This is a genomic window from Variovorax sp. GW821-FHT09B01 (assembly GCF_059418345.1).
The window spans coordinates 141,932-168,457 of sequence record NZ_JBWKPQ010000007.1; the positions used below are offsets into that span (position 1 = coordinate 141,932).

At 70.3% G+C, this 26,526-nt stretch carries 23 protein-coding genes; 16 read left to right on the forward strand and 7 right to left on the reverse strand.

Features of this window, described 5'->3' with window-relative positions; translation table 11 throughout:
* Positions 1-264 precede the first annotated feature (264 nt).
* The 4 genes from AC07RV_RS21340 to AC07RV_RS21355 form a co-directional block, all read right to left on the reverse strand.
* On the reverse strand, positions 265-3,918 hold the full coding sequence (locus AC07RV_RS21340; protein WP_296782085.1) for a hydantoinase B/oxoprolinase family protein: 3,654 nt from the start codon (positions 3,916-3,918) through the stop codon (positions 265-267).
* A gap of 45 nt (positions 3,919-3,963) precedes the next feature.
* Positions 3,964-5,271, reverse strand: a complete 1,308-nt coding sequence (locus tag AC07RV_RS21345; protein ID WP_296782086.1) for an MFS transporter — start codon at positions 5,269-5,271, stop codon at positions 3,964-3,966.
* Between the two features lie 92 nt (positions 5,272-5,363).
* Complete coding sequence (locus tag AC07RV_RS21350; protein WP_296782087.1) at positions 5,364-6,179, reverse strand: putative hydro-lyase; 816 nt, start codon at positions 6,177-6,179, stop codon at positions 5,364-5,366.
* Positions 6,180-6,267: 88 nt separating this feature from the next.
* Positions 6,268-7,173 carry a LysR family transcriptional regulator gene (locus AC07RV_RS21355; protein WP_057597662.1) on the reverse strand — a complete coding sequence of 302 codons (906 nt, stop codon included), beginning with the start codon at positions 7,171-7,173 and terminating at the stop codon, positions 6,268-6,270.
* Between the two features lie 86 nt (positions 7,174-7,259).
* Between AC07RV_RS21355 and denD the strand changes: the two genes are divergently transcribed.
* The 4 genes from denD (at position 7,260) to AC07RV_RS21375 (ending at position 11,206) form a co-directional block, all read left to right on the forward strand.
* The gene (gene denD, locus AC07RV_RS21360) at positions 7,260-8,279 is read left to right on the forward strand and encodes a D-erythronate dehydrogenase (protein WP_296782088.1); all 1,020 of its coding nucleotides are present in this window, start codon (positions 7,260-7,262) and stop codon (positions 8,277-8,279) included.
* A gap of 64 nt (positions 8,280-8,343) precedes the next feature.
* A complete protein-coding gene (locus AC07RV_RS21365; protein ID WP_296782089.1) occupies positions 8,344-9,315 on the forward strand; it encodes a TRAP transporter substrate-binding protein in 972 nt (323 codons plus the stop codon).
* 122 nt (positions 9,316-9,437) lie between these two features.
* Entirely contained in the window at positions 9,438-9,932 is a 495-nt protein-coding gene (locus AC07RV_RS21370; protein ID WP_093344873.1) for a TRAP transporter small permease, read from the forward strand.
* Entirely contained in the window at positions 9,929-11,206 is a 1,278-nt protein-coding gene (locus tag AC07RV_RS21375; protein ID WP_296782090.1) for a TRAP transporter large permease, read from the forward strand. The genes AC07RV_RS21370 and AC07RV_RS21375 overlap by 4 nt, the downstream gene beginning before the upstream one ends.
* Before the next feature lie 10 nt (positions 11,207-11,216).
* Here AC07RV_RS21375 and AC07RV_RS21380 read toward each other — a convergent pair whose 3' ends face one another.
* Positions 11,217-12,032: an AraC family transcriptional regulator gene (locus AC07RV_RS21380; RefSeq protein ID WP_296782091.1), complete on the reverse strand. Its 816-nt coding sequence runs from the start codon at positions 12,030-12,032 to the stop codon at positions 11,217-11,219.
* A 139-nt stretch (positions 12,033-12,171) separates the two neighbouring features.
* Here AC07RV_RS21380 and AC07RV_RS21385 point away from each other — a divergent pair, with 139 nt between their 5' ends.
* From AC07RV_RS21385 to AC07RV_RS21430, 10 genes are all read left to right on the forward strand, one after another.
* Positions 12,172-13,365 (forward strand): MFS transporter, encoded by a 1,194-nt coding sequence (locus tag AC07RV_RS21385; protein ID WP_296782092.1) that lies wholly within the window; start codon positions 12,172-12,174, stop codon positions 13,363-13,365.
* A 149-nt stretch (positions 13,366-13,514) separates the two neighbouring features.
* Positions 13,515-14,078, forward strand: a complete 564-nt coding sequence (locus tag AC07RV_RS21390; RefSeq protein WP_296782093.1) for a L,D-transpeptidase Cds6 family protein — start codon at positions 13,515-13,517, stop codon at positions 14,076-14,078.
* A 202-nt stretch (positions 14,079-14,280) separates the two neighbouring features.
* Positions 14,281-15,780: an FAD-dependent monooxygenase gene (locus AC07RV_RS21395; protein WP_296782094.1), complete on the forward strand. Its 1,500-nt coding sequence runs from the start codon at positions 14,281-14,283 to the stop codon at positions 15,778-15,780.
* 96 nt (positions 15,781-15,876) lie between these two features.
* Positions 15,877-17,016 carry a porin gene (locus AC07RV_RS21400; RefSeq protein ID WP_296782095.1) on the forward strand — a complete coding sequence of 380 codons (1,140 nt, stop codon included), beginning with the start codon at positions 15,877-15,879 and terminating at the stop codon, positions 17,014-17,016.
* 29 nt (positions 17,017-17,045) lie between these two features.
* The gene (locus AC07RV_RS21405) at positions 17,046-17,660 is read left to right on the forward strand and encodes a cupin domain-containing protein (RefSeq protein ID WP_296782096.1); all 615 of its coding nucleotides are present in this window, start codon (positions 17,046-17,048) and stop codon (positions 17,658-17,660) included.
* Positions 17,650-18,861, forward strand: coding sequence for an MFS transporter (locus AC07RV_RS21410; RefSeq protein ID WP_296782097.1), 1,212 nt, complete (start codon positions 17,650-17,652; stop codon positions 18,859-18,861). The genes AC07RV_RS21405 and AC07RV_RS21410 overlap by 11 nt, the downstream gene beginning before the upstream one ends.
* A 34-nt stretch (positions 18,862-18,895) precedes the next feature.
* A complete protein-coding gene (locus AC07RV_RS21415; protein ID WP_296782098.1) occupies positions 18,896-19,846 on the forward strand; it encodes a fumarylacetoacetate hydrolase family protein in 951 nt (316 codons plus the stop codon).
* Positions 19,843-20,301, forward strand: a complete 459-nt coding sequence (locus AC07RV_RS21420; RefSeq protein ID WP_296782099.1) for a VOC family protein — start codon at positions 19,843-19,845, stop codon at positions 20,299-20,301. The genes AC07RV_RS21415 and AC07RV_RS21420 overlap by 4 nt, the downstream gene beginning before the upstream one ends.
* Positions 20,298-21,356 carry an amidohydrolase family protein gene (locus tag AC07RV_RS21425; protein WP_296782100.1) on the forward strand — a complete coding sequence of 353 codons (1,059 nt, stop codon included), beginning with the start codon at positions 20,298-20,300 and terminating at the stop codon, positions 21,354-21,356. Before AC07RV_RS21420 ends, AC07RV_RS21425 begins: the two co-directional genes overlap by 4 nt.
* A 7-nt stretch (positions 21,357-21,363) precedes the next feature.
* The gene (locus tag AC07RV_RS21430; protein WP_296782101.1) at positions 21,364-22,332 is read left to right on the forward strand and encodes a PDR/VanB family oxidoreductase; all 969 of its coding nucleotides are present in this window, start codon (positions 21,364-21,366) and stop codon (positions 22,330-22,332) included.
* 21 nt (positions 22,333-22,353) lie between these two features.
* Here AC07RV_RS21430 and AC07RV_RS21435 read toward each other — a convergent pair whose 3' ends face one another.
* Positions 22,354-23,343 carry a LysR family transcriptional regulator gene (locus AC07RV_RS21435; protein WP_296782102.1) on the reverse strand — a complete coding sequence of 330 codons (990 nt, stop codon included), beginning with the start codon at positions 23,341-23,343 and terminating at the stop codon, positions 22,354-22,356.
* Positions 23,344-23,526: 183 nt separating this feature from the next.
* On the opposite strand from AC07RV_RS21435, the gene AC07RV_RS21440 reads away from it, so the two are divergent.
* Positions 23,527-24,069, forward strand: coding sequence for a hypothetical protein (locus tag AC07RV_RS21440; RefSeq protein WP_296782103.1), 543 nt, complete (start codon positions 23,527-23,529; stop codon positions 24,067-24,069).
* Between the two features lie 2 nt (positions 24,070-24,071).
* On the opposite strand, the gene AC07RV_RS21445 is transcribed toward AC07RV_RS21440, so the two are convergent.
* Positions 24,072-25,031: a LysR family transcriptional regulator gene (locus AC07RV_RS21445; protein ID WP_296782104.1), complete on the reverse strand. Its 960-nt coding sequence runs from the start codon at positions 25,029-25,031 to the stop codon at positions 24,072-24,074.
* Positions 25,032-25,189: 158 nt separating this feature from the next.
* Between AC07RV_RS21445 and AC07RV_RS21450 the strand changes: the two genes are divergently transcribed.
* Positions 25,190-26,512, forward strand: coding sequence for an MFS transporter (locus tag AC07RV_RS21450; protein ID WP_444813754.1), 1,323 nt, complete (start codon positions 25,190-25,192; stop codon positions 26,510-26,512).
* Positions 26,513-26,526 lie beyond the last annotated feature (14 nt).

A 26,526-nucleotide genomic window follows, 5' to 3' on the forward strand; every position in this document is an offset into this window, starting at 1 on the left:
TCTTGTTGAGGTTCGGGGCGCGTGCACAGGACAGCGGGTACTTCCCTCCGCGAATGTCCCCCGCCTTCGGCTCCTCCTTTATTTCGCTGCGGGAAGCACCCACTGCCCTGTGCACGGAGGCGCTCGGGTTGTGCCGGCCGATCAAGCGCTGCGCGTCTGGCGCGCGTCGGCGGGGTACTCCCCGCAGCGAAATCAAGGAGGAGGCCGAAGGCCGGGGGACATTCGCGGAGGGGAGTACCCCGTCGGCGCGCGCCCGCCCCAACCTCAACCCAAAGCGCCCCACCCACCCCCACCAGGCGTCTCGATCACAAACACATCCCCCGCTTCCATCTGCACCTGCCCGATGTGATCAAGCGCCTCGACACTCCCATCAGCCCGCTCCACGCGATTGACCCCTACCACCCCTGCTTCACCACCAGAACCACCAAACGCACCATGGTGCCGCCCATTGCTGAGGATCGAAGCCGTCATCGGTGCCAGGAACCGAACCCGCCGCACACCCCCGTCACCACCACGCCAGCGCCCCGCTCCACCCGACCCCGAACGCAGGCTGTAGCTGTCGAGCCGCACCGGGTAACGGAACTCCAGCACCTCCGGATCGGTGAGCCGCGAGTTGGTCATGTGGGTCTGGACCACGCTCGTGCCGTCGAAGCCTTCGCCCGCGCCGGAACCGCCCGAGATGGTCTCGTAGTACTGGTGCGCGCCATCGCCGAAGGTGAAGTTGTTCATCGTGCACTGGCTCGCCGCCATCACGCCGAGCGCACCATAGAGCGCATTGGTCACGCAGCTCGAGGTTTCGACATTGCCGGCCACCACCGCCGCGGGCGGCAACGGGTTCAGCATGCAGCCGCTGGGCACGATCACCTCGATCGGCTTGAGGCAGCCCGCGTTGAGCGGAATGTCGTCATCGACCAGCGTGCGAAACACATAGAGCACCGCCGCCATCGTGATCGCGCGCGGCGCATTGAAGTTGTTCGGCAATTGCGCACTCGTGCCGCTGAAGTCCACCGTCGCAGAGCGTGCCGCCGCGTCGACCTTCACGCGCACCTGGATGCGCGCGCCGTTGTCCAGCGGCAGCACGAACTCGCCGTCCTTCAGCGCCGTGATCACGCGCCGCACCGACTCCTCGGCGTTGTCCTGCACATGGCCCATGTAGGCCGCCACCGTCTCGCGGCCGAACTGCGCCACCATGGCCTGCAGCTCCTGCACGCCCTTCTCGTTGGCCGCGATCTGCGCGCGCAGGTCGGCCAGGTTCTGCTCGATGTTGCGCGAGGGATGCGCGCCGCCGCCGAGCAATGCGCGGAGTTCGACCTCGCGCAGCCGGCCGCCCTCCACCAGCTTGAAGTTGTCGATCAGCACGCCCTCCTCGCCGATGGTCTTCGAGAACGGCGGCATCGATCCCGGCGTAATGCCGCCCACGTCGGCATGGTGGCCGCGCGAGGCCACGTAGAACGAGGGCCGCGCATCGGCCGCGTCGAGGTAGACCGGCGTCACCACCGTGATGTCGGGCAGGTGCGTGCCGCCGTGGTAGGGGTCGTTGAGCACGAACACGTCGCCGGGCTTCATGTCGGGGTTGCAGGCGATCACGGTCTTGATCGACTCGCTCATCGAGCCCAGGTGCACCGGCATGTGCGGCGCATTGGCGATCAGGTTGCCCTCGACGTCGAACAGCGCGCACGAAAAATCGAGCCGCTCCTTGATGTTGACCGAGTAGGCCGTGTTCTGCAGCCGCAGCCCCATCTGCTCGGCGATGTTCATGAAGAGGTTGTTGAAGACCTCGAGCATCACCGGGTCGGCGCGCGTGCCGATCGCGTGGCTGGTGGCGCGCTCGCGCACGCGGTGCAGCTCCACGCCGTCGGCCGTGGCGCGTGCCTGCCAGCCGGGCTCGACCACGGTGGTGGCGTTGCGGCCGGCCAGGATCGCCGGGCCGTCGACCACCGCGCCGGGGCGCAGCGCGGCCTCGTCGAACAGCGCGGCATCGCGCCAGCCCGCGGCGGCTTCGTCGGCCTCGCAGTACATGCGCACGGCTGCGAGCGACTCGGGCACATGCGATGCGGCCGTGCCGGTCGCCGCCGCGGCGCGCGTGCGCTCGCCCGCGCCCACCGCCTCGACCGCCACCGCCTCGATCACCAGCGCGCGCTCGCTCATCAGGAACGCGAAGCGCCGGCGGTAGGCCTGCTCGAACTCGTCGCGCATCGCTGCGATGGCCTCGGCGGCCGGCGTGTCCATCGGCAGCGCGCAGGGCAGTGCCGTGTCGGTGCCCTCGTAGCGCAGCTGCACGCGATGCAGCACCTCGATCGCGGCCTCCGCCACGCCCTGCCCGCGCAGTTCCTCCACCGCCTGCCCGGCCAGGCCGATGGCGGCCTCGCGCGCCTCGGCCAGGCCCGCCGCGTCGAGCCGACGCTCGAGCGCGCGCTCGCGCAGCGCCAGCTGGTCGGCCAGCCCCATGCCGAAGGCCGAGAGCACGCCCGCCAGCGGATGCAGGTAGACGCTGCGCATGCCCAGCGCATCGGCCACCAGGCAGGCATGCTGGCCGCCCGCGCCGCCGAAGCACTGCAGCGTGTATTGCGTGACGTCGTAGCCGCGCGCCACCGAGATCCGCTTGATCGCATTGGCCATGCTCGCCACCGCGATGCGCAGCGCGCCGCTCGCGACCTCCTCGGCGCCGACCGCGCGGCCCGTGGCCTCGGTCATGCGCCGTGCCATCGCGGCGAAGCCGCGCTCGGCCGCGTCGCGGTCCAGCGGCTGGTCGGCGCCCGGGCCGAACACCCGCGGGAAGTGCGCGGGCTGGATCTTGCCGAGCAGCACGTTGGCGTCGGTGGTGGTCAGCGGGCCGCCGCGGCGGTAGCTCGCGGGGCCGGGATTGGCGCCAGCCGACTCGGGCCCGACGCGCAGCCGCGCGCCGTCGAAGGAGACGATCGAGCCCCCACCGGCCGCCACCGTGTGGATGCTCATCATCGGCGCGCGCATGCGCACGCCGGCCACCTGGGTCTCGAACGAGCGCTCGAACTCGCCCGCGTAGTGCGACACGTCGGTCGAGGTGCCGCCCATGTCGAAGCCGATCACGCGCGCATGGCCAGCATCGAGCGCGGTGCGCACCATGCCGACGATGCCGCCGGCCGGACCCGAGAGGATCGCGTCCTTGCCCTGGAAGCGGTGCGCCTGCGTGAGCCCGCCCGAGCTCTGCATGAAGAACAGCGGCACGCCCGGCATCTGCTGCGACACCTGCTCGACGTAGCGGCGCAAGATCGGGCTCAGGTAGGCGTCGACCACCGTCGTGTCGCCGCGCGGCACCAGCTTCATCAGCGGGCTGGTCTTGTGCGACACCGACACCTGCGTGAAGCCGATGGCGCGCGCGATGCCTTCGGCCGCCAGCTCGTGCGCCGTGTGGCGCCAGCCGTGCATGAAGACGATGGCACAGGCGCGCAGGCCCTCGTCGAAGGCGGATTGCAGCTGCGCGCGCAGCGGCGCCTCGTCGAGCGCCTGCACGGTGCCGCCCTGCGCGTCGATGCGCTCGTCGGCCTCGATCACGCGCCGGTACAGCAGCTCGGGCAGCACGATGCGGCGATCGAACAGGCGCGGCCTTGCCTGGGTGGCGATGCGCAGCGCGTCGCGGAAGCCCTTCGTCGTGACCAGCACCGTGGGCTCGCCCTTGCGCTCGAGCAGCGCGTTGGTGGCCACCGTGGTGCCCATCTTCACGCACTCCACGCGCTCGGGCGTCACGGCCTCGCCCGGTGCCAGCTTCAGCAGCCGGCGGATGCCCTCGACGGCCGCGTCGCGGTACTGCTCGGGGTTCTCCGACAGCAGCTTGAGCGTGTGCAGGCCGCCTTCGGGATCGCGGCCCACGAGGTCGGTGAAGGTGCCGCCGCGGTCGATCCAGAACTGCCAGCGGGACGGGAGAAGGGTTTGCGTGGTCATGGGGAACAAGGATAGGTCTTCGCGAGGAAAGGGAGCGGAATCGGGTCAGTTCTGGCGCAGGTCGCGGCCACGGGTCTCGGGCAGGCACAGCGCCACCACCACGACCATCGCATAGGCCACCGCCGCGCAGACGCCGATGGCCGTGCCCAGCGGCAGGTGCATGCGGTCGCTCAGCACGCCGACCAGCGCCGGAAAGGTGGCGCCGATGCCGCGCCCGAAGTTGTAGCAAAAGCCTTGCCCGGAACCGCGCAGTTCGTTGGGGAACAGCTCGGCCAGGAAGGCGCCCGCGCCGCTGAAGATGCCCGACATGAAGAAGCCGAGCGGAAAGCCCAGCAGCAGCATCAGGCCGTCGGTGATCGGCAGCAGCGTGTAGGCATAGACCAGCAGGCCGGCGCCGATGGCGAACAGGATGAAGGCGCGGCGGCGGCCCAGGCGGTCCGACAGGTAGGCGCCGCAGAGGTAGCCGACGAAGGCGCCGACGATGAACATGAACTGGTAGCCGCCCGAGCTCAGCACCGTCAGGTGACGCTCGTTCTTCAGGAAAGTCGGCAGCCACACGCCGATGGCGTAGTAGCCGCCCTGCATGCCGGTGAACAGCAGGCTCGCGAGCACCGTGGTGCCGAGCACGCCGGGCTTGAAGATCGCGAGGAAGTTGCCGCTGCGCTCGCCGCGCGCCACCGCGGCGCGGGTCTGCACGTAGATCTCGGGGTCGCTGATCGAGCGCCGGATGAAGACGATCAGCAGCGCCGGCAGCAGGCCCAGCAGGAACATCACGCGCCACGAGACCTCGGGTGGCAGGAACGAGAACAGCGCCATCGACACCAGCACCGCCGCGCCCCAGCCCACGGCCCAGCTGCTCTGCACCAGCCCGACCGCCTTGCCGCGGTAGGCCGGCCGGATCATCTCGGCGATCAGCACCGAGCCCACGGCCCATTCGCCGCCGAAGCCCAGGCCCTGCAGCGTGCGCGCCACCAGCAGCTGCCCGGGCGTCTGGGCCAGGCCGCAGGCGAATGTGAAGATCGCGAACACCAGGATCGTGAGCTGCAGGATGCGCACCCGGCCATAGCGGTCGGCCAGGATGCCCGCGGCCCAGCCGCCGAGCGCCGAGGCCACCAGGGTGGCGGTGCCGATCAGCCCGACCTCGGTCTTGCTCATGCCCCACAGCGACAGCAGGATCGGCGTGACCAGCGGCAGCGTGTAGTAGTCGAAGGCATCGACCGCGTAGCCGCTGAACGAGGCCGCGAGCGTGCGTTTCTCGTTCGGGTTCAGGGTGCGCAGCCAGTCGGCGTCGCCGGCGTCCTCCGTGCCGTCGACGGGCGTCGGCGCGGTGGCCTCGAGGGTGCTGTTTTTCATGGTGTGTCTTCTCCAGGGTGGGTCGGGGCGGGAACGGCGCCGCGCGGTCCCTGCCCAGGGAACCGGCGGCGATCGGAACCAGGGGCGGCGCGCTACAGCGCGGCGAGCCGGTGGTGCGGCAGGTCGGTGACCAGCATCGCGCCCGGCGCATGCGTGATCGCCAGCGGCAGCCGCGCGGCCGCGAGCGCGGCCTGGGGCGTCACGCCGCAGGCCCAGAACACCGGCAGCTCGTCGGGCATCACCTCGACGGCATCGCCATACTCGGGTCGGCCGATATCGCGGATGCCGATCAGCGCGGGATCGCCGAGGTGCACCGGCGCGCCGTGCACGGCCGGAAAGCGCGAGGTGATCTGCACTGCGCGGATCGCATCGGCCGCGCGCAGCGGGCGCATCGACACCACCAGGGGCCCGCGGAACGGACCGGCCGGCACCGTCTGCAGCCCGGTGCGGTACATCGCGACGTTGCGGCCCTGCGCCACGTGGCGCAGCGCGATGCCCTCGGCCAGCAGCGCATGCTCGAAGGTGAACGAGCAGCCGATGACGAAGCCGACCATGTCGTCCCGCCACAGCGCGCGCACGTCGGTGGGCTCGTCGACCAGTTCGCCCTCGCGCCAGACGCGGTAGCGCGGCAGGTCGTTGCGCAGGTCGATGTCCTCGCCGAGCGCGGGGAGCGAAGGATCGCCGACCTCGGTCACGCCGAGCAGCGGACAGGGCTTGGGATTGGCCTGGCAGAAGCGCAGGAAGTCGCCCGCATGGGCCTGCGGCAGGATCACGAGGTTGCCCTGCACATGGGCGCTGGCCAGGCCGCTGGTGTGGCCGCTCAGGCGGCCGGCGCGGGCAGCTTGCCGCACTTCGCGTGCGCTGCTCGCGCCGGTGGGCAGGGAGGTCGATACGTCGTTGGCTGGCATGGCGTTGGCGAGCGGCTGCTTGTCTCTTCGTTGTGGTGGGCGGATTGTGGGAATCCGCGCGCCCGAACGCCAACGCAAAGTTTCTTGCTCAGCTCATCGATTTTTTCGATGACCCAGCGCGGTGCGATCCGTGCACCACGGCAGAGCTCACCGCCGCTTCGAGCAGCAAGGAGGAAGGATCGTCGCGATAGCTCGCATAGATCGGCAATGGCTCCAGCGTGCCTTCGCTGGGCAGCACCCGCAGCGGCAGCCGCCTTGCCAGGCCATCGACCACCGCGCGCGGCAAGGTGGCCACCCCGAAGCCCGCCTCCACCAGCTGCGCCATCGCCGAGATCGACGAGATCGCATGCACGCGCGGCGCCGCGCCGCCGGCCTCGCGGAAGAACTCGAGCAGCGCCACATGCGGCTGCGAGCCGCGCTGGAAGGTCAGCAGGTCGAGCGACAGCAGGTCGGCGATGCGGTAGCGCCGCCGCAGGTGCAGCTCGCGGTGGCCGACGAAGCACATGGCCATCGGCGGCACCGCGCGCGTGCGCACGCCGTCGCCCACCGCGGGCAACGCGGCGAACACCAGGTCCTGCTTGCCGCGCTGCAGCTGGTCGACCAGCACCGGCGTGGTTTCGACCGTGAGCTCGAGCTCGAAGTCCGGGTAGGTGGCCTGCATGTGCTTGAGCCAGCCGGTGAGCCAGCTGTGCACCACCGACTCGATCGCGCCCACGCGCAGCACCGTCTCGCGCACCGCGCCCGAGCCCATCTCGGCCTTGATGTGCATCTGCATCTCGAGCAGCTTCTGCGCGAAGGCATGGAAGCGCTGTCCCGCCACCGTGAGGCGGAACTGCTTGTCGCGGCGGTCGAGCAGCAAGGTGCCGAGTTCGCGCTCGAGCGCGGCGATGCGGCTGGACAGCGCGGACTGCGTGAGGTGCAGCTTCTCGGCGGCGCGCGTCACGCTCTTGAGGGCCACGGCCCAGTGGAAGGCTTCCACGAATCGGAGGTTCATCGTTCGGTTCGACGGACTGGCGAAGCCCCGAGTGTCGCGCCGGCCGCGCTTATCCTCGGACCCTCGACAAGGAGACAAGGACCGACATGCAGATCGTCATCACCGGCGGCGCCGGCTTTCTGGGCGCCCGCCTCGCCCGCACGCTGCTCGCGCAGGGCCGCCTTTCGCTCGCGGGCGCGGCCCCCGCCCCCATCGCCAGGATCACCCTGGTCGACCGCGCGCCGCCGCCGGCCGACCTCGCGGCCGACCCGCGTGTCGCCTTCGTGACTGGCGACCTCAACGACCAGCTTGGCGCCGATGCCGACGCCACGCCCTGGCGCGAGGCCGAGGCCGTGTTCCACCTCGCGGCCGCGGTCAGCGGCGAGTGCGAGGCCGACTTCGACCTCGGCATGCGCAGCAACTTCGCCGCCACTCACGCCCTGCTCGAGCGCCTGCGCGCGCTCGGCACCTGGCCGGTGCTGGTGTTCTCGAGCTCGCTCGCGGTGTTCGGCGACTCGCCCGAGCAGCCGCTGCCGCCGGTGATCGACGACCACACGCTGCCCACGCCGCAGACCAGCTACGGGATCCAGAAGTTCATCGGCGAGCAACTGGTGGCCGACTTCACGCGCAAGGGCTTCGTCCGCGGGCGCAGCGTGCGCCTGATGACGGTGAGCGTGCGCCCGGGCAAGCCCAACGGCGCGGCCTCGGGCTTCTTCAGCGGCATGATCCGCGAGCCGCTGGCCGGGCTGCGCGCGGCCTGCCCGGTGCCCGACGAGACGCCGGTGGCCGTCGCCTCGCCGGCGCGCACCATCGAGGGGCTGATCCGCGCGGCCGAGGCGAGCGAGGCCGAATGGGGCCCGCGCACCGCCGTGAACCTGCCTTCGCTGTCCACGACCGTCGGCGAGATGGCCGCGGCCCTCGAGCGCGTGGCCGGCCCGGCCGCGACCGCGCTGCTCGACCGCACGCCCGAGCCGACGATCCGGCGCATCGTGAAGTCCTGGCCCGGCCGCTTCGACACGCCGCGCGCCCGCGCGCTCGGCCTGGGGTCGGACGAGAGCTTCGACGCGGTGATACGCGAATACGTCCGTGAAAATCCCGACGCGGTGAAGCTACCAACTGTTGCATAGTCATACCTTTGCGGTACGGCGCGCCTCGCGCCACTCGCTTCCCCCCAATCCCAGGAGACTCCGAATGAAATTGACCCGACTGGCCGCTGGCCTGGTGCTGGGCATGGGCATGGCCTGCGCGGCCTTCGCGCAGACGACCATGAAGATCAGTATCTCCGTGGCACAGAACTCCCACCAGGGCGTGGCCATCGACACCTTCGCGAAGGAAGTCGAGAAGCGCACCGGCGGCCGCTACAAGGTCCAGACCTTCTACAACGGCTCGCTCGGCGGCGAGCGCGAGTCGATCGAGGCGGTGCAGCTGGGCACGCAGGAGCTGGCCTTCTCCTCCACCGGCCCGATCCCCAACTTCGTGCCCGAGACCAAGATCCTCGACGTGCCCTTCCTGTTCCGCGACAAGGCGCATGCGCGCGCGGTGCTCGACGGCCCGATCGGCCAGGACCTGCTGACCAAGTTCGACGCCAAGGGCTTCAAGGCGCTCGCGTGGGCCGAGAACGGCTTCCGCCACATGACCAACAGCAAGCGCGACGTGAAGGCGCCCGAGGACCTCAAGGGCCTGAAGATGCGCACCATGGAGAACCCGGTGCACATCGCGGCCTACAAGGGCTTCGGCATCATCACCACGCCCATGGCCTTCCCCGAGGTGTTCACCGCGCTCCAGCAGGGCACGGTCGACGGCCAGGAGAATCCGCTGCCGGTGATCATCTCGGCCAAGTTCGACCAGGTGCAGAAGCACCTGTCGCTGACCGGCCACGTCTACTCGCCGTGCATCTTCGTGATGAACAAGGCGGTGTTCGACAAGCTCAGCGCCGCCGACAAGCAGGCCTTCATCGACGCCGCCAAGGAAGGCACCAAGGCCAACCGCGCGCGCGTGGACGAGGACGACGCCAAGGGCGTGGCCGACCTGCGCGCCAAGGGCATGACGGTTATCGACAACGTCGACAAGGCCAAGTTCGTGGCGGCGCTCGCGCCGGTCAACGCCCAGTTCGAGAAGGAATTCGGCAAGGCCAACCTCGACAAGATCCGCGACTTCAAGTGAGAGCGATGGCCCGCGCCGCGTGAGCGTCGAAGCTTCGACCCGCGCCCGGCCGAAGCCGCGCCCGCCAGGCACGACGCCCGGCGGGCGTTCCTGTTTTTGACTTCCCTTCCGGGACCTTCCTGATGAAAAACAAGTTCCTCGGCCTGGAACGATGGACCACGATGGTGTCCATGGTCCTGGCCTGCGCGATGCTACTGGTCGCCGCCTCGCTCGGCATGTTCCAGATCGTCACCCGCTTCGTGCTCGAGCAGCCCGCCGAGTGGAGCGAGATCCTGATCCGCGTGAGCCTGATCTGGATGGTCTTCCTCGGCATCCCGATGGCCTTCCGCCAGGGCGCCATGGTCAGCGTCGACGTGCTGTACCGCTGGAGCTCGCCGCGCACGCGCCGCATCCTCGACGCGGTGGTGAGCGTGGCCGCGCTCGCGCTCATGCTGGTCGTGCTGTGGTGGGGCTGGGACTACGCGATCCGCGGCCGCGTGCAGAGCATGGCCGGCCTCGAGAGCATCTCCATGATCTGGGCCTACATGGCGCTGCCGGTCGGCGCGGTGTTCTCGCTGTTCGGCATCGTGGGCAACTACCTCGATCCCAAGCGCCTCGAACTGGAGACCGCGCAATGACCACGACCATGATCGCGACGATGGTGCTGTGCTTCGCACTGTCGGTATCGGTGGCCGTCTCGATCGGCCTGGCCTCGATCCTGGGCATCCAGGTCACGAACGCCAACATGCTGATCTCCGCCAAGGAGATGTTCAACTCGATCAACAAGTTTCCGCTCGCGGCGATCCCCTTCTTCATCCTGGCCGGGAACCTGATGGAAACCGGCGGCATCTCGCGCCGGCTGGTGGAGTTCGCCAAGAGCATCGTGGGCGGCATCCAGGGCGGGCTGCCGATGACCTGCGTGCTGACCTGCATGATCTTCGCGGCGGTCTCGGGCTCCTCGGTGGCCACCACCTTCGCGATCGGCGCCATCCTGATCCCGGCGCTCATCAAGCACGGCTATCCGACCTCCTACGCGGCCGCGCTGCAGGCCACCAGCGCCGAGCTCGGCGTGATCATCCCGCCCTCGATCCCGATGATCCTGTACGGCGTGAGCGCCGAGGTGTCGATCGGCGAGCTGTTCATCGCGGGCTTCGGCCCCGGCATCCTGATCAGCCTCGCGCTGATGCTGTTCGTGTGGGTCTACTGCAAGTGGAAGGGTTGGGGCAAGACCGACGGCGAGGGCCGCATGCCCTTCGGCCGCGCGCTGTGGCAGGCCGGCTGGGCGCTGCTGATGCCGGTCATCATCCTGGGCGGCATCTACGGCGGCATCTTCACGCCGACCGAGGCCTCGGCGGTGGCGGTGTTCTACGCGCTGATCGTGGGCATGGTGATCTACCGCGAGATCAAGTTCACCGACCTGTTCGCGATCCTGCGCAAGTCGGTGCTGTCCTCGGCGGTGATCATGTTCATCATCGCCAACGCGGGGCTGTTCGCCTTCCTGATCACGCGCGCCGGCGTGCCCGACGCCATCGGCCACTGGCTGCAGGAAGTGTTGCAGTCGCCCGCGATGTTCCTGCTGGGCGTGAACGCGGCGCTGTTCGTGATCGGCATGTTCATCGAGACCAGCGCGGCGATCATCGTGCTCGCGCCCATCCTCGCGCCGGTGGCGCAGCACTTCGGCATCGACCCCGTGCACTTCGGCCTGATCATGGTGGTGAATCTGGCGCTGGGCATGATCACCCCGCCCTTCGGCGTGAACCTGTTCGCGGCCTGCACCGTGGCGCGCATCTCGCTCGACCGGATCGTGAAGCACCTGGTGCCCTTCGTGCTCGTGATCCTGGCCTGCCTGATGGTGATCACCTACGTGCCGTGGGTCTCGCTCGCGCTGCGCGATCTGGTGTACGCGCGCTGAGCGGGCTCGCTCATCCGGTCCCCTCGGCGGGGCCGGGCGCCTGCAGGTACTGGCTCGGCGGCATGCCCAGCGTGCGGCGGAACATCGCCGCATAGGCGCTCGGGCTCTCGTAGCCGTGTGCCAGCGCCACCTCGAGGATCGAGGCGCCGGCGGCCAGCCGCGGCAGGCTCAGCAGCAGCCGCGCCTGCCGGCACCAGGCGCCGAAGTTCATGCCGGTCTCGCGCTGGAACAGGCGCGCCAGCGTGCGCGCGTTCATGTGCAGCCGCTTCGCCCAGGCCTCGAGCGAGGCCGGCAGCGAGGGATCGCGCACCAGTTCCTCGCACAGCGCCGCCAGGCGCGCATGGCGCGGCATCGGCACGTGCAGCGAGAGCGCGGGCGCACGCTCGATCTCGTCGAGGATCAGCTCCATCACGCGTTCGTCGCGCCCGCCCTGCGCATAGTCCAGCGGCAGCGCGATCGCGCTCACGATGAGCTCGCGCAGCAGCGCATCGACCGGGATCACGCGGCAGTCGGCGCCGAGGCCGGCGCGGGTGCCGGGCTCGACGAAGACGGTGCGCATGCGCACGTCGCCCGCCATGCGGATGCCGTGCACCATGCCGGGCGGCAGCCAGGCGCCGCGCCCCGGCGGCACCACCCAGCTGCCGGCCTCGGCGCTCACGATCATCACGCCCGAGATCGCGTGGATCAGCTGGCCGCGCCGATGGCTGTGCAGCGGAATGACGGCGTGGCCCTCGGCATCGGTCGCCAGCACCGCGACCGCACGCGGCGTCGATTCGCCATGCTCGGGGCGCAGGTCGAATTCGGCGGGCGGCTGCAGCTTGTCCATTTCTCGACGATCCTTGTTCTTTCGTAGCGAGATCATCTTCGCACGGCTTCCTAGCATGGCCCGGCCTCGACACGAGGTTTCACAGAAAGGGCTATCGCATGCAATGCAATCCGCCGCCGGCCACGCCGGGAGGCCACCGATGAACAAGGGCCGCCTCGGGCTTCTCACCGGCACCCACGCCGTCAACGATCTCTACCAGGGCCTGGTGCCCGCGCTGCTGCCGCTGATGGTGCTGGAGCGCGGCTACAGCTACACGGCCGTGAGCGGGCTGATGCTCGCGGCCACCGGGCTGTCGAGCGTGGTGCAGCCGCTGTTCGGCCTCTATGCCGACCGCCATCCGCGGCCCTGGCTGGTGCCGGTGGGCTTCCTGGTGGCGGCGCTGGGGCTGGTGCTCGCGGGCCTGGGCTCGAACTACCTCTGGACCTGGCTCGCGACCGTGCTGTGCGGCCTCGGCATCGCGGCCTACCACCCGAGCGCCACCGTGGCCGCGCGCGCGGCCGGCGGCGCCTCGCAGAAGGCGATGAGCGTGTTCTCGGTCGGCGGCACCATCGGCGCCTCGTTCGCGCCGGTGCTCGCCACCACGGTGGTCGGCGGCGGTGCGCTGTCGCGCAGCTACCTGCTCGGGCTGCCCGCGCTGGCGATGGGCGCCGTGTGGCTGCTGGCCAACCGCGGCCAGGGCGCGGCGAACGCGGCACGGGCCGGCGCGGCCCGGCGCGCGCAGGCCGCGGCGCAGCGGGCGCCGAACGACTGGCGCGCCTTCGCGCTGCTGGTCGCCACCATCGTCGGCTGGTCGATCCCCTACGTCACGGTGCTGTCGATGCTCTCGCTGCGCATCACGCGCGACCTGCACGGCTCGGCCTTCCAGGGCGCGGTGGCGCTGACCGGCTTCACCGCCGCCGGTGCCGTGGGCACCCTGCTGGGCGGCTGGCTCGGCGACCGCATCGGGCGCATGGGCACGATCCGCGCGGGCTACCTGCTCGCGGTGCCGGCCATGGCCGGGCTGGTGCTCGCGTCCTCGCCCGCCTGGGCGCTGGCCTGCACGGCGCTGCTGGGGCTGTGCATGTTCCTGCCCTTCGCGGCGCAGGTGACGCTGGCGCAGGACTACCTGCCGCGCAACCCGGCCACGGCCAGCGGCATCACGCTGGGACTCGCGCTCTCGGTGGGTGGCCTGGTGTCGCCGCTGTTCGGCCTGCTGTCCGATGCGCGCGGATTGGGCGTGACCTTGAGCGCGGTGCTGTGCGTGCTGTGCGTGGCGGCGGTGCTGTCGCTGCGCATGCGCAACCGCACGCTCGATGCGGCCGTGGTCTCGCCGCGCCCCGCGCGCGCCGCCTGAACCACCGGAACCGGTGAGTGCGCGAGGGCCTGTCGTTGCGGCGGCCGTACAGCCGCGACGATCCGACACATGCGGGCCGGGTTTCACTGCCAGAATCGAAAATCGCCCTCGGCGACCGGTTCCGACATCAACACAACCAGGACATGCGCATGAATCGATTCCTTCCCCGTCCCTCCGCAGGTGCCGTGCTCGCGGCGGCGGCCCTGGCCGGCCTCTGTGCAGTCGCACCGGCCGTGGCGGCCGATGCACCCGCGAAGGCACCCGCACCGGCAGCGACGCCGGCCCCCGCCGCGGCCCCTGCGGCAGCAGCGCCGGCCGCAGCCGCACCGGCCCCGGCCGCTGCACCCGCGCCTGCGCCCGCCGCGGCCGCCGCTGCGCCGGCCGAGGTCGAGGCCGCCGTGCGCGCCTGGGCCGCCGCCTGGGCCTCGAAGGACGTCGACAAGTACCTCGCCAGCTACGCGAGCGACTTCCAGCCCGCCAAGGGCAGCAGCCACAAGGCCTGGGAAGAGGAACGCCGCAAGCGCATCGGCAACAAGTCGAGCATCAGCGTGAAGGTCGACAACCTGGTGGTCAGCATCAACGGCAACACGGCCACCGCGAAGTTCAAGCAGAGCTACGCCGCCGACAAGATCAAGGAGAGCGGCCGCAAGACGCTCGAGCTGCAGCGCGTCGATGGACGCTGGCTGATCCGCAAGGAAAGCGCGGGCGGCTGAACGCCGTCGCAGGTCACCGGCGTTCGACGAGACGGCGCGCGCTCGCAGCGCCGCGCCGCGTCGGTCGCACGTCCCAGGTCGAATTGATCCGCTAAATACGGAGCATCCAAAGAATAGATTTTGCGGATGCCCACCGCGAATCGATCATCGCTGCCACAAGAGCGCGGCGATTCCCTTGCCGCGCCGTCGCAGGGAGACAAGCATGCAGTGGGATGTGATCGTGGCGGGCGGTGGGCCATCGGGCCTGACACTGGCGGCCGAACTGGCGGGTTCGGGCGCGCGGACCCTGGTGTTGGAGCGGCGCCAGGGCGGCGTTCAGTCGCGGGCCGGCACCGTGCTGCCGCGCCTGCTCGAACTCTTCGATGCACGCGGCATCGCCGAGCGCTTCATCGAACGAACGCGCGAGATCGCGGCCTATCCCTTCCGTCCCACGCACATCTGGGCCGGCTTCACGCCGATCGAGTGGCGCCATCTCGAAACGCGCTTCGGCTTCACGCTGGGCCTGCCGCAGAACCACACCGAGGACATCCTGCGCCAATGGGCCGGCGACAGCGGCGCCGAGATCCGGCACGGCACCGCGCTCCAGGCATTTCGCGAGGACGGAGACGGCGTGCGGGTGGAGGCGCTCGATGCATCGGGAGAGAGCCACACGCTGCGGGCACGCTACCTGATCGGCGCCGACGGCGGCCGCAGCACCGTGCGCGAACTCGGGGGCTTCGCGTTCGACGGCCACGCGGGCACCTTCCGGGGCATCGCCGTCGATGCCGAACTCGAAGCGCCCTGGCCCGGCGGGCGCATCGACATCGACAACCACATGGGCTGGGTGCGCGGCTACGTGTTCGGCGCGGGCATCACGCGCTTCAACATCGTGCACCGCGACCGCCGCCATGCGCCCAGGGACGAGCCCGTGACCGTGGACGAAGTGCGCCAGTGCATCCGCGATGTGCACGGCACCGACTACGGCATCGAACGGCTGCGCTGGGCCTCGCGCTTCGATGACCAGATGCGTGCCGTCCCGTGCCTGCGCCGGGGCCGCGTGTTCCTGGTCGGCGAGTCGGCGCGCGTGCACTATCCGGCCAGCGGCGTCGGCATGAACTTCTGCCTGCAGGATGCCTTCAACCTCGGCTGGAAGATGGCGAACGTGATCCAGGGCATTGCGCCCGAATCCACGCTCGACAGCTATCACGCCGAGCGCTATCCGGTCATGCAGGCGCTGCTGGCCAGCGTCAGGGCGCAATGCGCGCTGCAGTTCAACTTCTCGCCCGAAGGCGTAGCCCTCAAGCGCCGCTTCGCGCAACACCTGCTGCCCCTGCCCGAGGTACAGCGTCAGCTGGTGCGCGAGCTGTGCGGGCTCGAGAACCCCTATGACACCGGACCGGGCAGCCATGCGCTGGCCGGCCGATGCCTGCCCGACTTCGACGTGATCACGCTCGACGGCCGTTCGCGACGGGTCGCGCAGATGCTGCGCAACAGGCGCTTCGTGCTGCTCGACCTCGAGGGCTACAGCGGCCAGTTCGCGCAGCTCGATCTCACGGGCCTGCCGGTCGACCTGGTGCCGGCGCGCCTGGGCCGTCCCCCCGCGTCGATGACTGGCGTGAAGGCCCTGCTGATACGCCCCGACGCCTACGTGGACTGGGCCAGCGACGAGCTCGCGGGGACCGCGCAGCTCGAGGCACGGCTCGCCCGCTGGTTCGAGCGCTAGGCCTTCCCGCATTCCGCCGAACGAGTCTTCGCAGCGCCGCACGACGGGCTGCGCGAAGGGCTCGCGACCTCCTCATCCGCAAAGACCCCACGATCCATGACAAGCCTTGCCTGCCCTCCTGCGTTCGCGGCCCTGCTGCTGGCCGCGCTCGCCACCGACAGCGCCGCCCAGTCCTCGGCCACCCTCTACGGCACCATCGACCTCGGCATTCGCAGCGTGCACAACGGCGGCCTGGGCTCGAAGACCACGCTGTCCAGCGGCGGCTACCGCATCAGCCGCCTGGGCCTGCGCGGCAGCGAGGAACTGGGCGCGGGCTGGCAGGCCGGCTTCCGCCTCGAGGCGCTGATCAATGCCGACACCGGCAAGCTCGGCTCGCCCACGCTGGCCGAGCATTTCTGGAACCGCCATTCCTATCTCGAGATCGGCAGCAGCGTGCATGGCCGGCTGCGCCTGGGCTATGACAACACGCCCACCCACCGCCTCTGGCTCGACAACGAGCCGTGGCTGATCGGCATCGGCAGCTCGGGCAACCTGTTCGACACGCCGCAGAACGGCCCCTGGCGCGAGGTGTTCGGCCCGGTCTCGCGCTTCGAGACCACCATGTACTACGCGCGCAACATGCTGCAGTACCTGAGCCCCCGCTTCGGCGGTTTCTCCGGCGAACTGGCCTACGCCTTGCGCGAGGGCGATGTCTCGGCCAGCGGCGCGGCCGGCATGCGGCAGTACCGGCTGAGCTACGACGCCGGCCCCTTTGCCGCGGGCTTCTCGCAATCCCGCTCCGAAGCGCAGGTGGTGGCCGGCGGGCCCGCGCGGCGCTTGACCGACAGCGTGGCCTCGGTGTCCTACGACCTCGACGGCGCCAGGCTCGCGCTGTCGTGGCGGCAGTTCCGCGCGGCCGGCAGCAAGGAGTCGGTCGTCCGGTTCACGGCCATCCTGCCGATGCCGCACGGCCACCTCAATGCCTCGTATGCGCGCAGCCGCCAGGCGGGCCGCATCGATGCCCATCCCGCCCCCGGCACCCGCGCCGGCCCCATCGACGGCAACGGCAGCACGCAGCTCGCGCTCGGCTACGTGTACCCGTTGTCGCGGCGCACCTCGCTCTACGCCAACGTCGCGCGCCTGTCGAACCGCGGCGCCTCGTTCCTGGCACTGCCCGGCGGACCGCCCACCACCGCGGGCAACTTCGCCGGCGGCCGCTCCACCGGCGTCGACGCGGGCATCACGCACGCGTTCTGACATTGCTTCCTCCCACCGAGACAACAGCCATGCCACTGACTCCCCTCCCTCCGGTCCACCGCGTGGTCACCGGCCACGATGCCACCGGCAAGGCCATCGTCGCCATCGACGGAGCGTTGCCCACCGTGGTCGAGCTCGCGGCCATTCCGGGCACCGTGTTCCATGAGCTCTGGAACACCAGCGCCAGCCCCGCGGCCATCGACAACGGCCCCGACCCGACACCGGGCCCGTTGACGCTGGCGCCCGCGCCGCGCGGCACCCGCCTGCGCTTCGTCGACATGCCGCCCGACACGCCCGAGTTCCTCGCGCAGGGCGCGCAACGCATGAAGGAACTGTTCGCGCGCACCGGCAACGACGCCCACTCCACCGCGCGGGCCGGCTCGCCGCATCCGCTGATGCACCGCACCGCCTCGCTCGACTACGGCATCGTGATGGAGGGCGAGATCACGCTGGTGCTCGACGACTCCGAAGTGAAGCTGGCCGCGGGCAGCGTGGTGGTGCAGCGCGGCACCAACCACGCGTGGGCCAATCGCTCGCAGCGGCCCTGCCGCATGCTGTTCGTGCTGATCGACGGCGCGCTCGATCCCGGCATCGCCGCGACCTTGGCCACGGCCGCGCCGGACGGAGACCGCGATGCGCGCTGACAACGCCGAACTCGCGCGCCACTGGCGCCTGCTGCTGGGCTCGACGCTGGGCATCTGTGTCAGCTCGTCGGCCCTGTTCTATTACACGAGCTCGGTCTTCTTCGCCGAGCTGAACCATGCGCTGGGCTGGTCGCGCAGCGAACTGGCGCTGGCCAACGTCGTGCACACCGCGGCCATCGCGCTGCTGTCCCCGTTCGCGGGCCGGTTCATGGACCGGCACGGCATCCGCGCGCCGATCGTGTTCTCGCTGTGCGCGCAGGCGGCCTGCTATGCGGCGATCGCGCTGCTGCCGGCCACGCTGCCGCTGTTCCTGAGCCTGCAGGCCCTGCTGTCGCTGCTCGGCGTGGCCGCGACGCCCGTGGGCTACTCGCGCGCCATCAGCGCGCGCTTCGATGCCAAGCGCGGCCTCGCGCTCGGGCTGGCCATGAGCGGCCTCGGCGTGGTGGCGATCCTCGCGCCGCTCGTGCTGCCGCGGATCGTGGAAGCGGTGGGCTGGCGCGGCGGCTACCTTTCGCTGTCGGCCTTCGTCGTGCTGCTCGGCGCGCCCGCGATGTGGCTGCTCGGGCCCGAGGTGGACCGCACGCCCGTGCGGCCTGCGGCCGCGCCGGCCCAGGCCACGCACGATCTGCCGCTGCACCGGCGCCCGCTGTTCTGGCTGCTGATCGCCGCCTTCGTGCTGCCGATGCTGTTCGGCTCGGGCTACATCGTCCACTTCATCGCGATGATGCGCGACCGCGGCCTGAGCGCCACCGAGGCGGGCACGATGGCGGCGCTGATCGGGGTGGCGGTGCTGCTGGGGCGCCTGGTCACCGGGCTGCTCATCGACCACCTGTTCGCGCCGCGGGTCATCGCCGTGGTCATGCTGCTGTTCGCGGGCGGCCTGCTGCTACTGACGACCGGCCACCCGATGCTGGCGCTGCCCGCGGCGTTCACGATCGGCTTCGCGATGGGCGCCGAACTCGACGTGCTGGCCTACCTGGTCTCGCGCTACTTCCCCATCGCACGCTTCGGCCGCACCTACGGCGTCTTCTACGGTGCCCTCATGGCCGGCGGCGCCTGCAGCGCCCTGCTGATCGCCCAGCTGCATGCGCGCACCGGCAGCTACGACGTGCCGCTCGTCCTGTCGGCCGCCATGCTGGTCCTCGCGGCCGCGCTGTTCCTGCTGGCACCCCGTTTCCCATCATCGCCCGCGTCCTCGTGACCGGCCCGCAACCCTGGCTCGACAAGGAACCCGCATGCGCCCCTTCACCCTGGTCTCTTACCTGGACGCCAACGATCGCAGCCGACCGGGCCTCGCGCTCGGCGACACGATGGTCGCCTGGAGCGACCTCGCCACCGCGCACGGTCTGCCGCTGGCCGAGGCCACGATGCCCGAACTCATCGCGGCCTGGCCGATGCTCGAACCGCGGCTCGCCGCGGTCGAGGACGGGTCGCTCGCCACGCCGCGCGACCTGGCGCAGGTGCGGCCGGCGCCGCCCGTCGTCGGCGGCGGCCTGTTCTGCAGCGGCCCGAACTACCGCTGCCATCTGAACGAGATGACGGCGGGCCAACGCAGCGACATCGACAAGAAGGTCGCCGCCCCCTTCTTCTTCTCGAAACCCGCGGTCCATTCGATCATCGGTCCCGGCGCGCCGATCGTGCTGCCCGCCGGCTCGCACAAGCTGGACTGGGAGGCCGAACTCGCCGTCGTCATCGGCCGGCCCGCGCGCGACGTGCCGGTGGAACGCGCGATGGACCATGTGTTCGGCTATTCCATCCTCAACGACCTGTCGGCGCGCGACCTGTTCCGCCGCGAGGAATGGCCAGGCTGGCTCGATTGGCTCAGCTGCAAGGGCTTCGAGGGCTCCGCACCGCTCGGACCGGCCATCGTGCCCGCGCACCAGGTCGCCGACCCTTACGCGCTGACCGTGCGGCTCTGGGTCAACGACGTGCTGCAGCAAGAGGCGTCGACCGACCAGATGATCTTCAGCATCGCCGAGCAGATCGCCTACCTCAGCCGCCGCGTGACGCTGCGCCCCGGCGACCTCATCGCCACCGGCACGCCGGCCGGCGTCGGCATGCCCCGAAACGTCTTCCTTCAACCCGGCGACGTGGTGCGCGTCGAGATCGAAGGCCTGGGCATCGGCCCGCTCGTCAACCCGGTCGTCACCCACCCTCTTCATTCCCCCAGGAGCCTCCAGCCATGAGCACCCTCAAGTTGAACCGCCCGCTGCGCCTGTCCCACGGCACGCTGAGCTGCCGCGATCTCGCGGCCTCGCGCCGCTTCTACGAGGAATTCCTCGGCCTCGACTGCGTCGAGCATGTCGCCGGACGGGCCATGATGATCCGCCTCGGCGGCTACTGGACCGTGGTCTGCCTGCCCTCGCCGCGCGAACAGAAGCTCGACGTGCACAACCACTGGGGCCTCGACCTCGAATCGCGCGCCGCGGTCGACATCGCGCGCGCGCTCGCGCTGCAGCACCAGGAGGACTACGGCATACGGCGCGTGCTGCCGGCGCGCGAACTGCACGGCGACTACGGCTTCTACCTCGAGGACCGCGACGGCAACTGGTGGGAATTCCAGTGCCTGGGCGGGCGCGACTACGACGACATCTTCCGCGCGGGCGACCAGGTCCGTGCGCCGGAAGGTCCCCAGCCATGAACGACCACCGCCTCGACATGCCGCCCGCGCGCGCCTATCGCCGCATCGCCACCGAGGAGGCCTATGCCCCGCCCGAACTGATCCAGGCCTACCGCCGGCTGATCGACGGCGGCCACAGCGACGACCCCGGCTTCACCAGTTCGTGGCGCTACTTCCTGAACAATCCCTCGCCGCGCACGCAGTCCATCATCGCCAAGCTGCAGGACCTGGGCGAGGGGCGCCTGCGCGACATGGATGCCGCGGGCATCGACATGCAGCTGCTGTCGCTGGCCTCGCCGGGCATCCAGGTGTTCGACGCGCCCACGGCCAGCTCGCTCGCGATCACGTTCAACGACGCATTGGCCGAGCACATCGCGCGCCACCCCGACCGCTACGCCGGCCTGGCGGCGATCGCGCCGCACGACCCGGAGCGCGCCGCGAGGGAGCTCGAGCGCGCGGTCCGCACGCTCGGCCTGAAGGGTGCCATCGTCAATTCCCACACGCACGACAGCTACCTCGACGACCCACGCTGCTGGCCGATCTTCGAGGCGGCGCAGGCGCTCGACGTGCCGATCTACCTGCATCCGACCTCGCCCTCGCGCGGCCTGATCGCGCCGCTGCTGGCGCGCGGCCTCGACGGCGCGATCTTCGGCTTCGCGGTCGAGACCGGCATGCATGCGCTGGCGCTGATCGTCTCGGGCGTGTTCGACCGCTATCCGCGGCTCAAGCTGGTGCTCGGCCACCTCGGCGAGGGCCTGCCGTTCTGGCTCAGCCGGCTCGACTTCATGTACCGGGCCGGCGCCGCCACCGGCCGTTACGGCTCCTGGGCCAAGCTGGAGCGCAAGCCCAGCGACTACCTGCGCCAGAACATCTTCGTCACCACCAGCGGCATGGCGTCCGCGCCGGTCATCGCGTTCTGCCAGGCCCAGCTGGGCGCCGACCGCGTGCTCTACGCCATGGACTATCCCTTCGAGTACGTGGCCGACGAAGTCCATGAAACCGAGGCCACCGCCTGCAGCGCGCAGCAGATGGCGCAGCTGTTCGAGACCAATGCCCGATCGCTGTTCAAGCTGTGAGCCCGCCATGACCGCTTCGACACTCGACGCCATGGTCCATACCCTGCGCCACGAAGCCGAGGGCATCCTCGGCGTGGAGTTGCGGCCCGCCGGCGCGGGCCTCGCGTTTCCGCCTTTCGAAGCCGGCGCGCACATCGACCTGCACCTGCCCAACGGCCTGGTGCGCAGCTACTCGCTGTGCAATGCGCCCGGCGAACGCCACCGCTATGTGCTGGCGGTGCTCGACGAGCGCAACGGCCGCGGCGGCTCGCGTTGCGTGCATCGGCAGCTGCGCGTGGGAGACCGCCTCGCGATCTCGCCCCCGCGCAACCATTTCGCGCTGCACGCCGACGCGCCGCGCAGCGTGCTGGTCGCCGGTGGCATCGGCATCACGCCGATCTTCTGCATGCTCCAGCACCTGGTCGCGCAGGGGCGGCCGGTGGAACTGGTCTACTGCGCGCGCAGCGCGAGGGAAGCGGCCTTCGGGGAAGCGATCGCGGCCCTCGGCCCGCACGCGCGGGTCGCCTGGCATTTCGACGACGAGCAAGGCGGACCGCCCGACCTGACCCGCCTGCTCGCGGGCCGGGGCAGCGACAGCCACTACTACGGCTGCGGCCCGGCGCCGATGCTCGAAGCCTTCCTGCAAGCCTGCGAGTGGCATCGATATCCGCACGCCCACATCGAACGCTTCACGGCGCTCCAGCCGGCCGCCGCGGCAACGGGCCAGGGCTTCGAGGTGCTGTGCCGCAGGAGCAACCGGTCGGTGCGGGTCGCCGCGGGACAGTCGGTGCTCGATGCGCTGCTCGAGGCCGGTCTCGACCCCGCGTACAGCTGCAAGGGCGGCGTGTGCGGTGCCTGCGAAACCCCGGTGCTGGACTTCGATGGCGCGCTCGAGCACAACGACGGCATCCTCTCGCGCGAGGAACAGCAGTCGGGCAAGACGATGTTGATCTGCGTCTCGCGCTGCACCGGCACGCGGCTGGTGCTCGACCTCTGAACGGCTCTTCGGCCGGCAGGTTCAGGCGGCCGCGGTTGCGGCCGGCTTCGCGGCACGGCGCCGGCCCGGCGCCGCAACGCTCCCACCCTCGAGCGCGGCCAGCGCCGGCATCGCCCGCCCGATCTCCAGCAGCAGCGCACGCAGCCACCCCAGCGCCGGGTCCCGCTCGAGGAACTTGTGCCATTGCAGCACCTGGTGAAAGTGCGGCAGCTCGATCGGGCAGGGCAGCACGCGCAGCGGCAAGCGTTCGGCCATCTTCAACGCCACCCGGGTGGGCAGGGTCGCGATGCGCGAAGTGCCGAGCACCATCTCCGCCATCAGCGCGAAGTTCGGCGCGATGACCTCCTGGCGCCGCTTGTGCCGCCCGATCTCGACCACGTGGGCGTCCACCGTCACGCGCCGTCCGTCGGGCCAGGCCAGGCCCACGTGCCCGCAGTCGAAGTACTGCGCCACGTCCAGCCGGTCGCGCACCGTCGGATGGCCGGTCCATACCGCGCAGGAGAACGACTCCTCGTACAGCGGCTCCATCGGATGGCCCGGCACGGCCGCGAAATCGGGGCAGATCAGCAGCTCCATCTCGCCGCTGTCCAGGTGCTCCTTGGAGCGCGCGCCGAGCAGGCGCAGGTCGAATTCCATCAGCGGCGCGCGCAGCGCGGCCTGGCGCACCGCTTCCTGCAGGAACACCAGGATGACGTTGTCCGACGATTCGAGCGTGAAATGCCGCGCCGAGGTCGTCGGATCGAACGAGGGCCGGATGCGCGTGATGGTCTGCACCTGCAGCAGCACGTCGCGGATCGGCTGCTGCAGTTCGCAGGCCAGCGGCGTCAGCGCCTGGGCCTTTCCGACCATGACCAGCAGGTCGTCCTCGAAGTACTCGCGCAGGCGGCTCAAGGCGCAACTGGTGGCGGGCTGGCTCAGGTAGAGCCGCCTGGCGGCACGCCCGACGCTGCGTTCGGACAGCAGGGCATCGAGGATCACGAGCTGGTTCAGATCGAGCTTGTGGAAACGCATGGCTGACTCCCTTTGTTGATTTTCGCGAGGCGAAGAAATTGAAGCACGGAGCCCGGCTGCCATGGCAGCGGTACAACCCTTTGGCGGATCGACATTCCTTGAGGCCTTTGGTTTTCGGCGCTTCATGAAGGTGTCACGCGCATCCCCGAAGCTCGGGCTCCATCCCGGACCCGGCGGCACCGCATGTTTCCCACCAAGACCGACAAGGCGCGCGACGAACTCCAGGGCGGACAGCGCACCCTGAGCCAGCGCGAACGGGCGTTGCTGCTGATGGCCGACGGCCGCCGTTCGCTGACCGACTTCAGCCCGCTGTTCGCGAGCCGCGGCGAAGCCGAGCAGGCGCTGATGACGCTGGTGGAGCGCGGCTACCTGCACGATCCGAAAGCGGCCGAAGCCGCGGCCGAGGCAACGCCCGCACCGCAGCCCGCGCCGGCCGTCGAACCCATCCACGTCTCGACCGCCGCCGACACCTTCGACGGCAAGCGCTCGCTGGCCACCACGCGCATGTTCCTGTTCGACATCTGCGAGCGCATGTTCGTGCGCCGCGATCCGCGCTTCGCGCTGCAGATGCGCGACGCGTTGCGCGAGGCGCGCGACCGCGAGGCCATGCTGACCATCGCCGCGCTGATGCTGACCGAGGTCGAGAAGACCGCCGGCACCGAACGCGCCGAGTCATTGCGCGAGCGCATCGACCGGCTGCTGCCGCCGGCCGAGGTGGTGCACTGAGTTCAGGCGCGCCGCCGCGGCGCCGCTGAACGCGCGGCCTTCAGGCTCTTCAATTCGGGCAGCCCCTGCGCGGTCTCGCGCAGCAGCGAGCGCAGCCAGACGATCGCCGGGTCGCGGTCCTGGTGCCTGTGCCACTGCAGCTTCTCGGTGAAGCCCGGGATCTCGACCGGACAGGGCTGCACCTGCAGCGGAAAGCGCCGCGCCATCTGGTGCGCGAGCCGCGTCGGCAGGGTGGCGATGCGCGCGGTGCCGAGCAGCAGCTCGGGCACCAGCGTGAAGTTGGGCGCGATCACGTCCTGGCGGCGCGTGCGCCGGCCCGTGGAGATGAGCCGCGCGTCGAAGGTCACGCGCCGGCCGCCAGCCCATTCGATGCCGACGTGGGCGGACTCGAAGTACTGCTCGGCGCCGAGCCGCTTGCCCTTCACGGCCTGGTCGAGGCACAGCAGGCAGGAGAAGGTGTCCTCGAACAGCGGCTCGGACGGATGCCCGGGCACGATCGCGAAATCGGGCGAGATCAGCAGTTCGATCTCGCCGCTGTCGAGGTGCTCGCGCATCTGCGGGCTCATGGCGCGCAGGTCGAACTGCATCAGCGGCGCGAGCGTCGCGGCGCGCCGCACCACCTCGGACAGCAGCACGCTGATCACGTAGTCCGAGGACTCGATGGTGAAGCGCCGCGTCGAGGTGGCTGGGTCGAAGCCGGGCCGCGCGCGCGTGATGGTCTGCAGCTGCAGCAGCACGTCGCGCACCGGCTTCATCAGCTCGTTGGCGAGCGCGGTCGGCACCTGCGTCTTGCCGACCGGCACCAGCAGCTCGTCTTCGAAGTACTCGCGCAGCCGGCTCAACGACAGGCTGGTCGCCGGCTGGCTCAGGTACAGCCGCTCGGCGGCGCGGCTCACGCTGCGCGTGGTCAGCACCGCATCGAGCACCACCAGCAGGTTGAGGTCGAGTTTGTTGAAGCGCATGGGTCGTCTCCTTGATTCGCGCGGGATCTTCCAGGAATTTGCGCGGCAAATGCATCGAATTTAAAGAATGAATTTTGCATATGCATCGCCGGCCCGGATCATCCGCCACCAACGAGCCATCGCGAGCTCGCAGAACAAGCAACCGGAGACAAGACAAGATGCAAGACCAACGCAAGCGCGCACTCGCGCAGTGGGCCCTGGTGGCCTGCCTGACCCTGCTGAACATGCTGGCGCAGATCGACAAGAACATCCTGGTTCTGATGGTCGGTCCGATCCAGCGCGACTTCGGCGTCAGCGACATCCAGATCAGCTTCCTGATCGGCACCGCCTTCGCGGTCGCCAACATCCTGGTCGGCCTGCCCGCCGGCTGGCTGGCCGACCGCTTCGACCGCCGCCTCGTGATCGCCACCGGCGTGCTGGTCTGGTCGGCGGCGGTGGCGGCCAACGCGGCGGCCACCGCCTTCATCGCGCTGGTGATCGCGCGCGCCGTCGTCGGCGCGGCCGAGGCGCTGACGCCGCCCTCCTCCTACTCGCTGATCCGCGACGGCGTGGACGACCAGCGACGCGCCCGCGCGCTCTCGGTCTACACCATGTCGATGATGCTGGGCACCGGCCTGTCGCTGGTGCTGGGCGGTCCACTCCTGCACCTGGTGCAGGCCTCGGGCATCCATGCGCTGCCCTTCGTCGGCGAGGTCTCGGCCTGGCAGCTGACGCTGTTCATGATCGGCGTGGCCGGCCTGCCGCTGAGCCTGCTGATCTTCTGCTTCAAGGATCCGCGCTCGCAGCGCGATGCGGCCGCCCGTCCGCAGGAGAGCCTGCGCACCGTGCTGCGCTGGCTGGCCGGCCAGCGGCGGCTGTTCGTGCCGCTGTTCGCCTTCGCGGTCGGCAGCTCGATGATCGGCTTCGGCATGGCGGCCTGGATACCCACCATGATCGCGCGCCGCTGGGGCCTGGAGCTGCGCGACATCGGCCTGATGCAGGGCGGCCTGCTGCTGACCATGGGCCCGCTCGGGCTGTGGCTGGTCGGCGTGGCGCTGGACCGCGCCACCGGGCTGGCGGCGGTCGCGCGCATCGGCGCCGTGGTGGCCGCGGCCACCACCGTGTTCAGCGTGTCGATGTGCCTGACCGGCGACCTCACCACCTTCTGGCTGCTCGACGCGCTCGTGGTGCTGTGCTCGTGGAGCTTCATGGCGGTCGCCTCGACCTTCGTGGCGCGCACCGTACCGGCCGGCGGCATCGGCATGGTGATGGCGATCGTGCTGGTGCTCAACGGGCTGATCGCGCAGTCGGGCTCGCCCACGCTGATCGCGCTGGTGGCCCGCCATCTCTACGACGGCCAGGCGCTGGCCCTGCCCTCGGCAATGGCCACGGTGTTCGCGCTCTCGGGCTGCGTCGCGGTGGGCGCGGCGCTGTTGCTCGGCGGGCGGCTCGCGCGGCGCGAGACGTCGGGCGTGGCCCTCGAGCGGCGGATGTCGTCGTGATCTCGCAGCAGCCT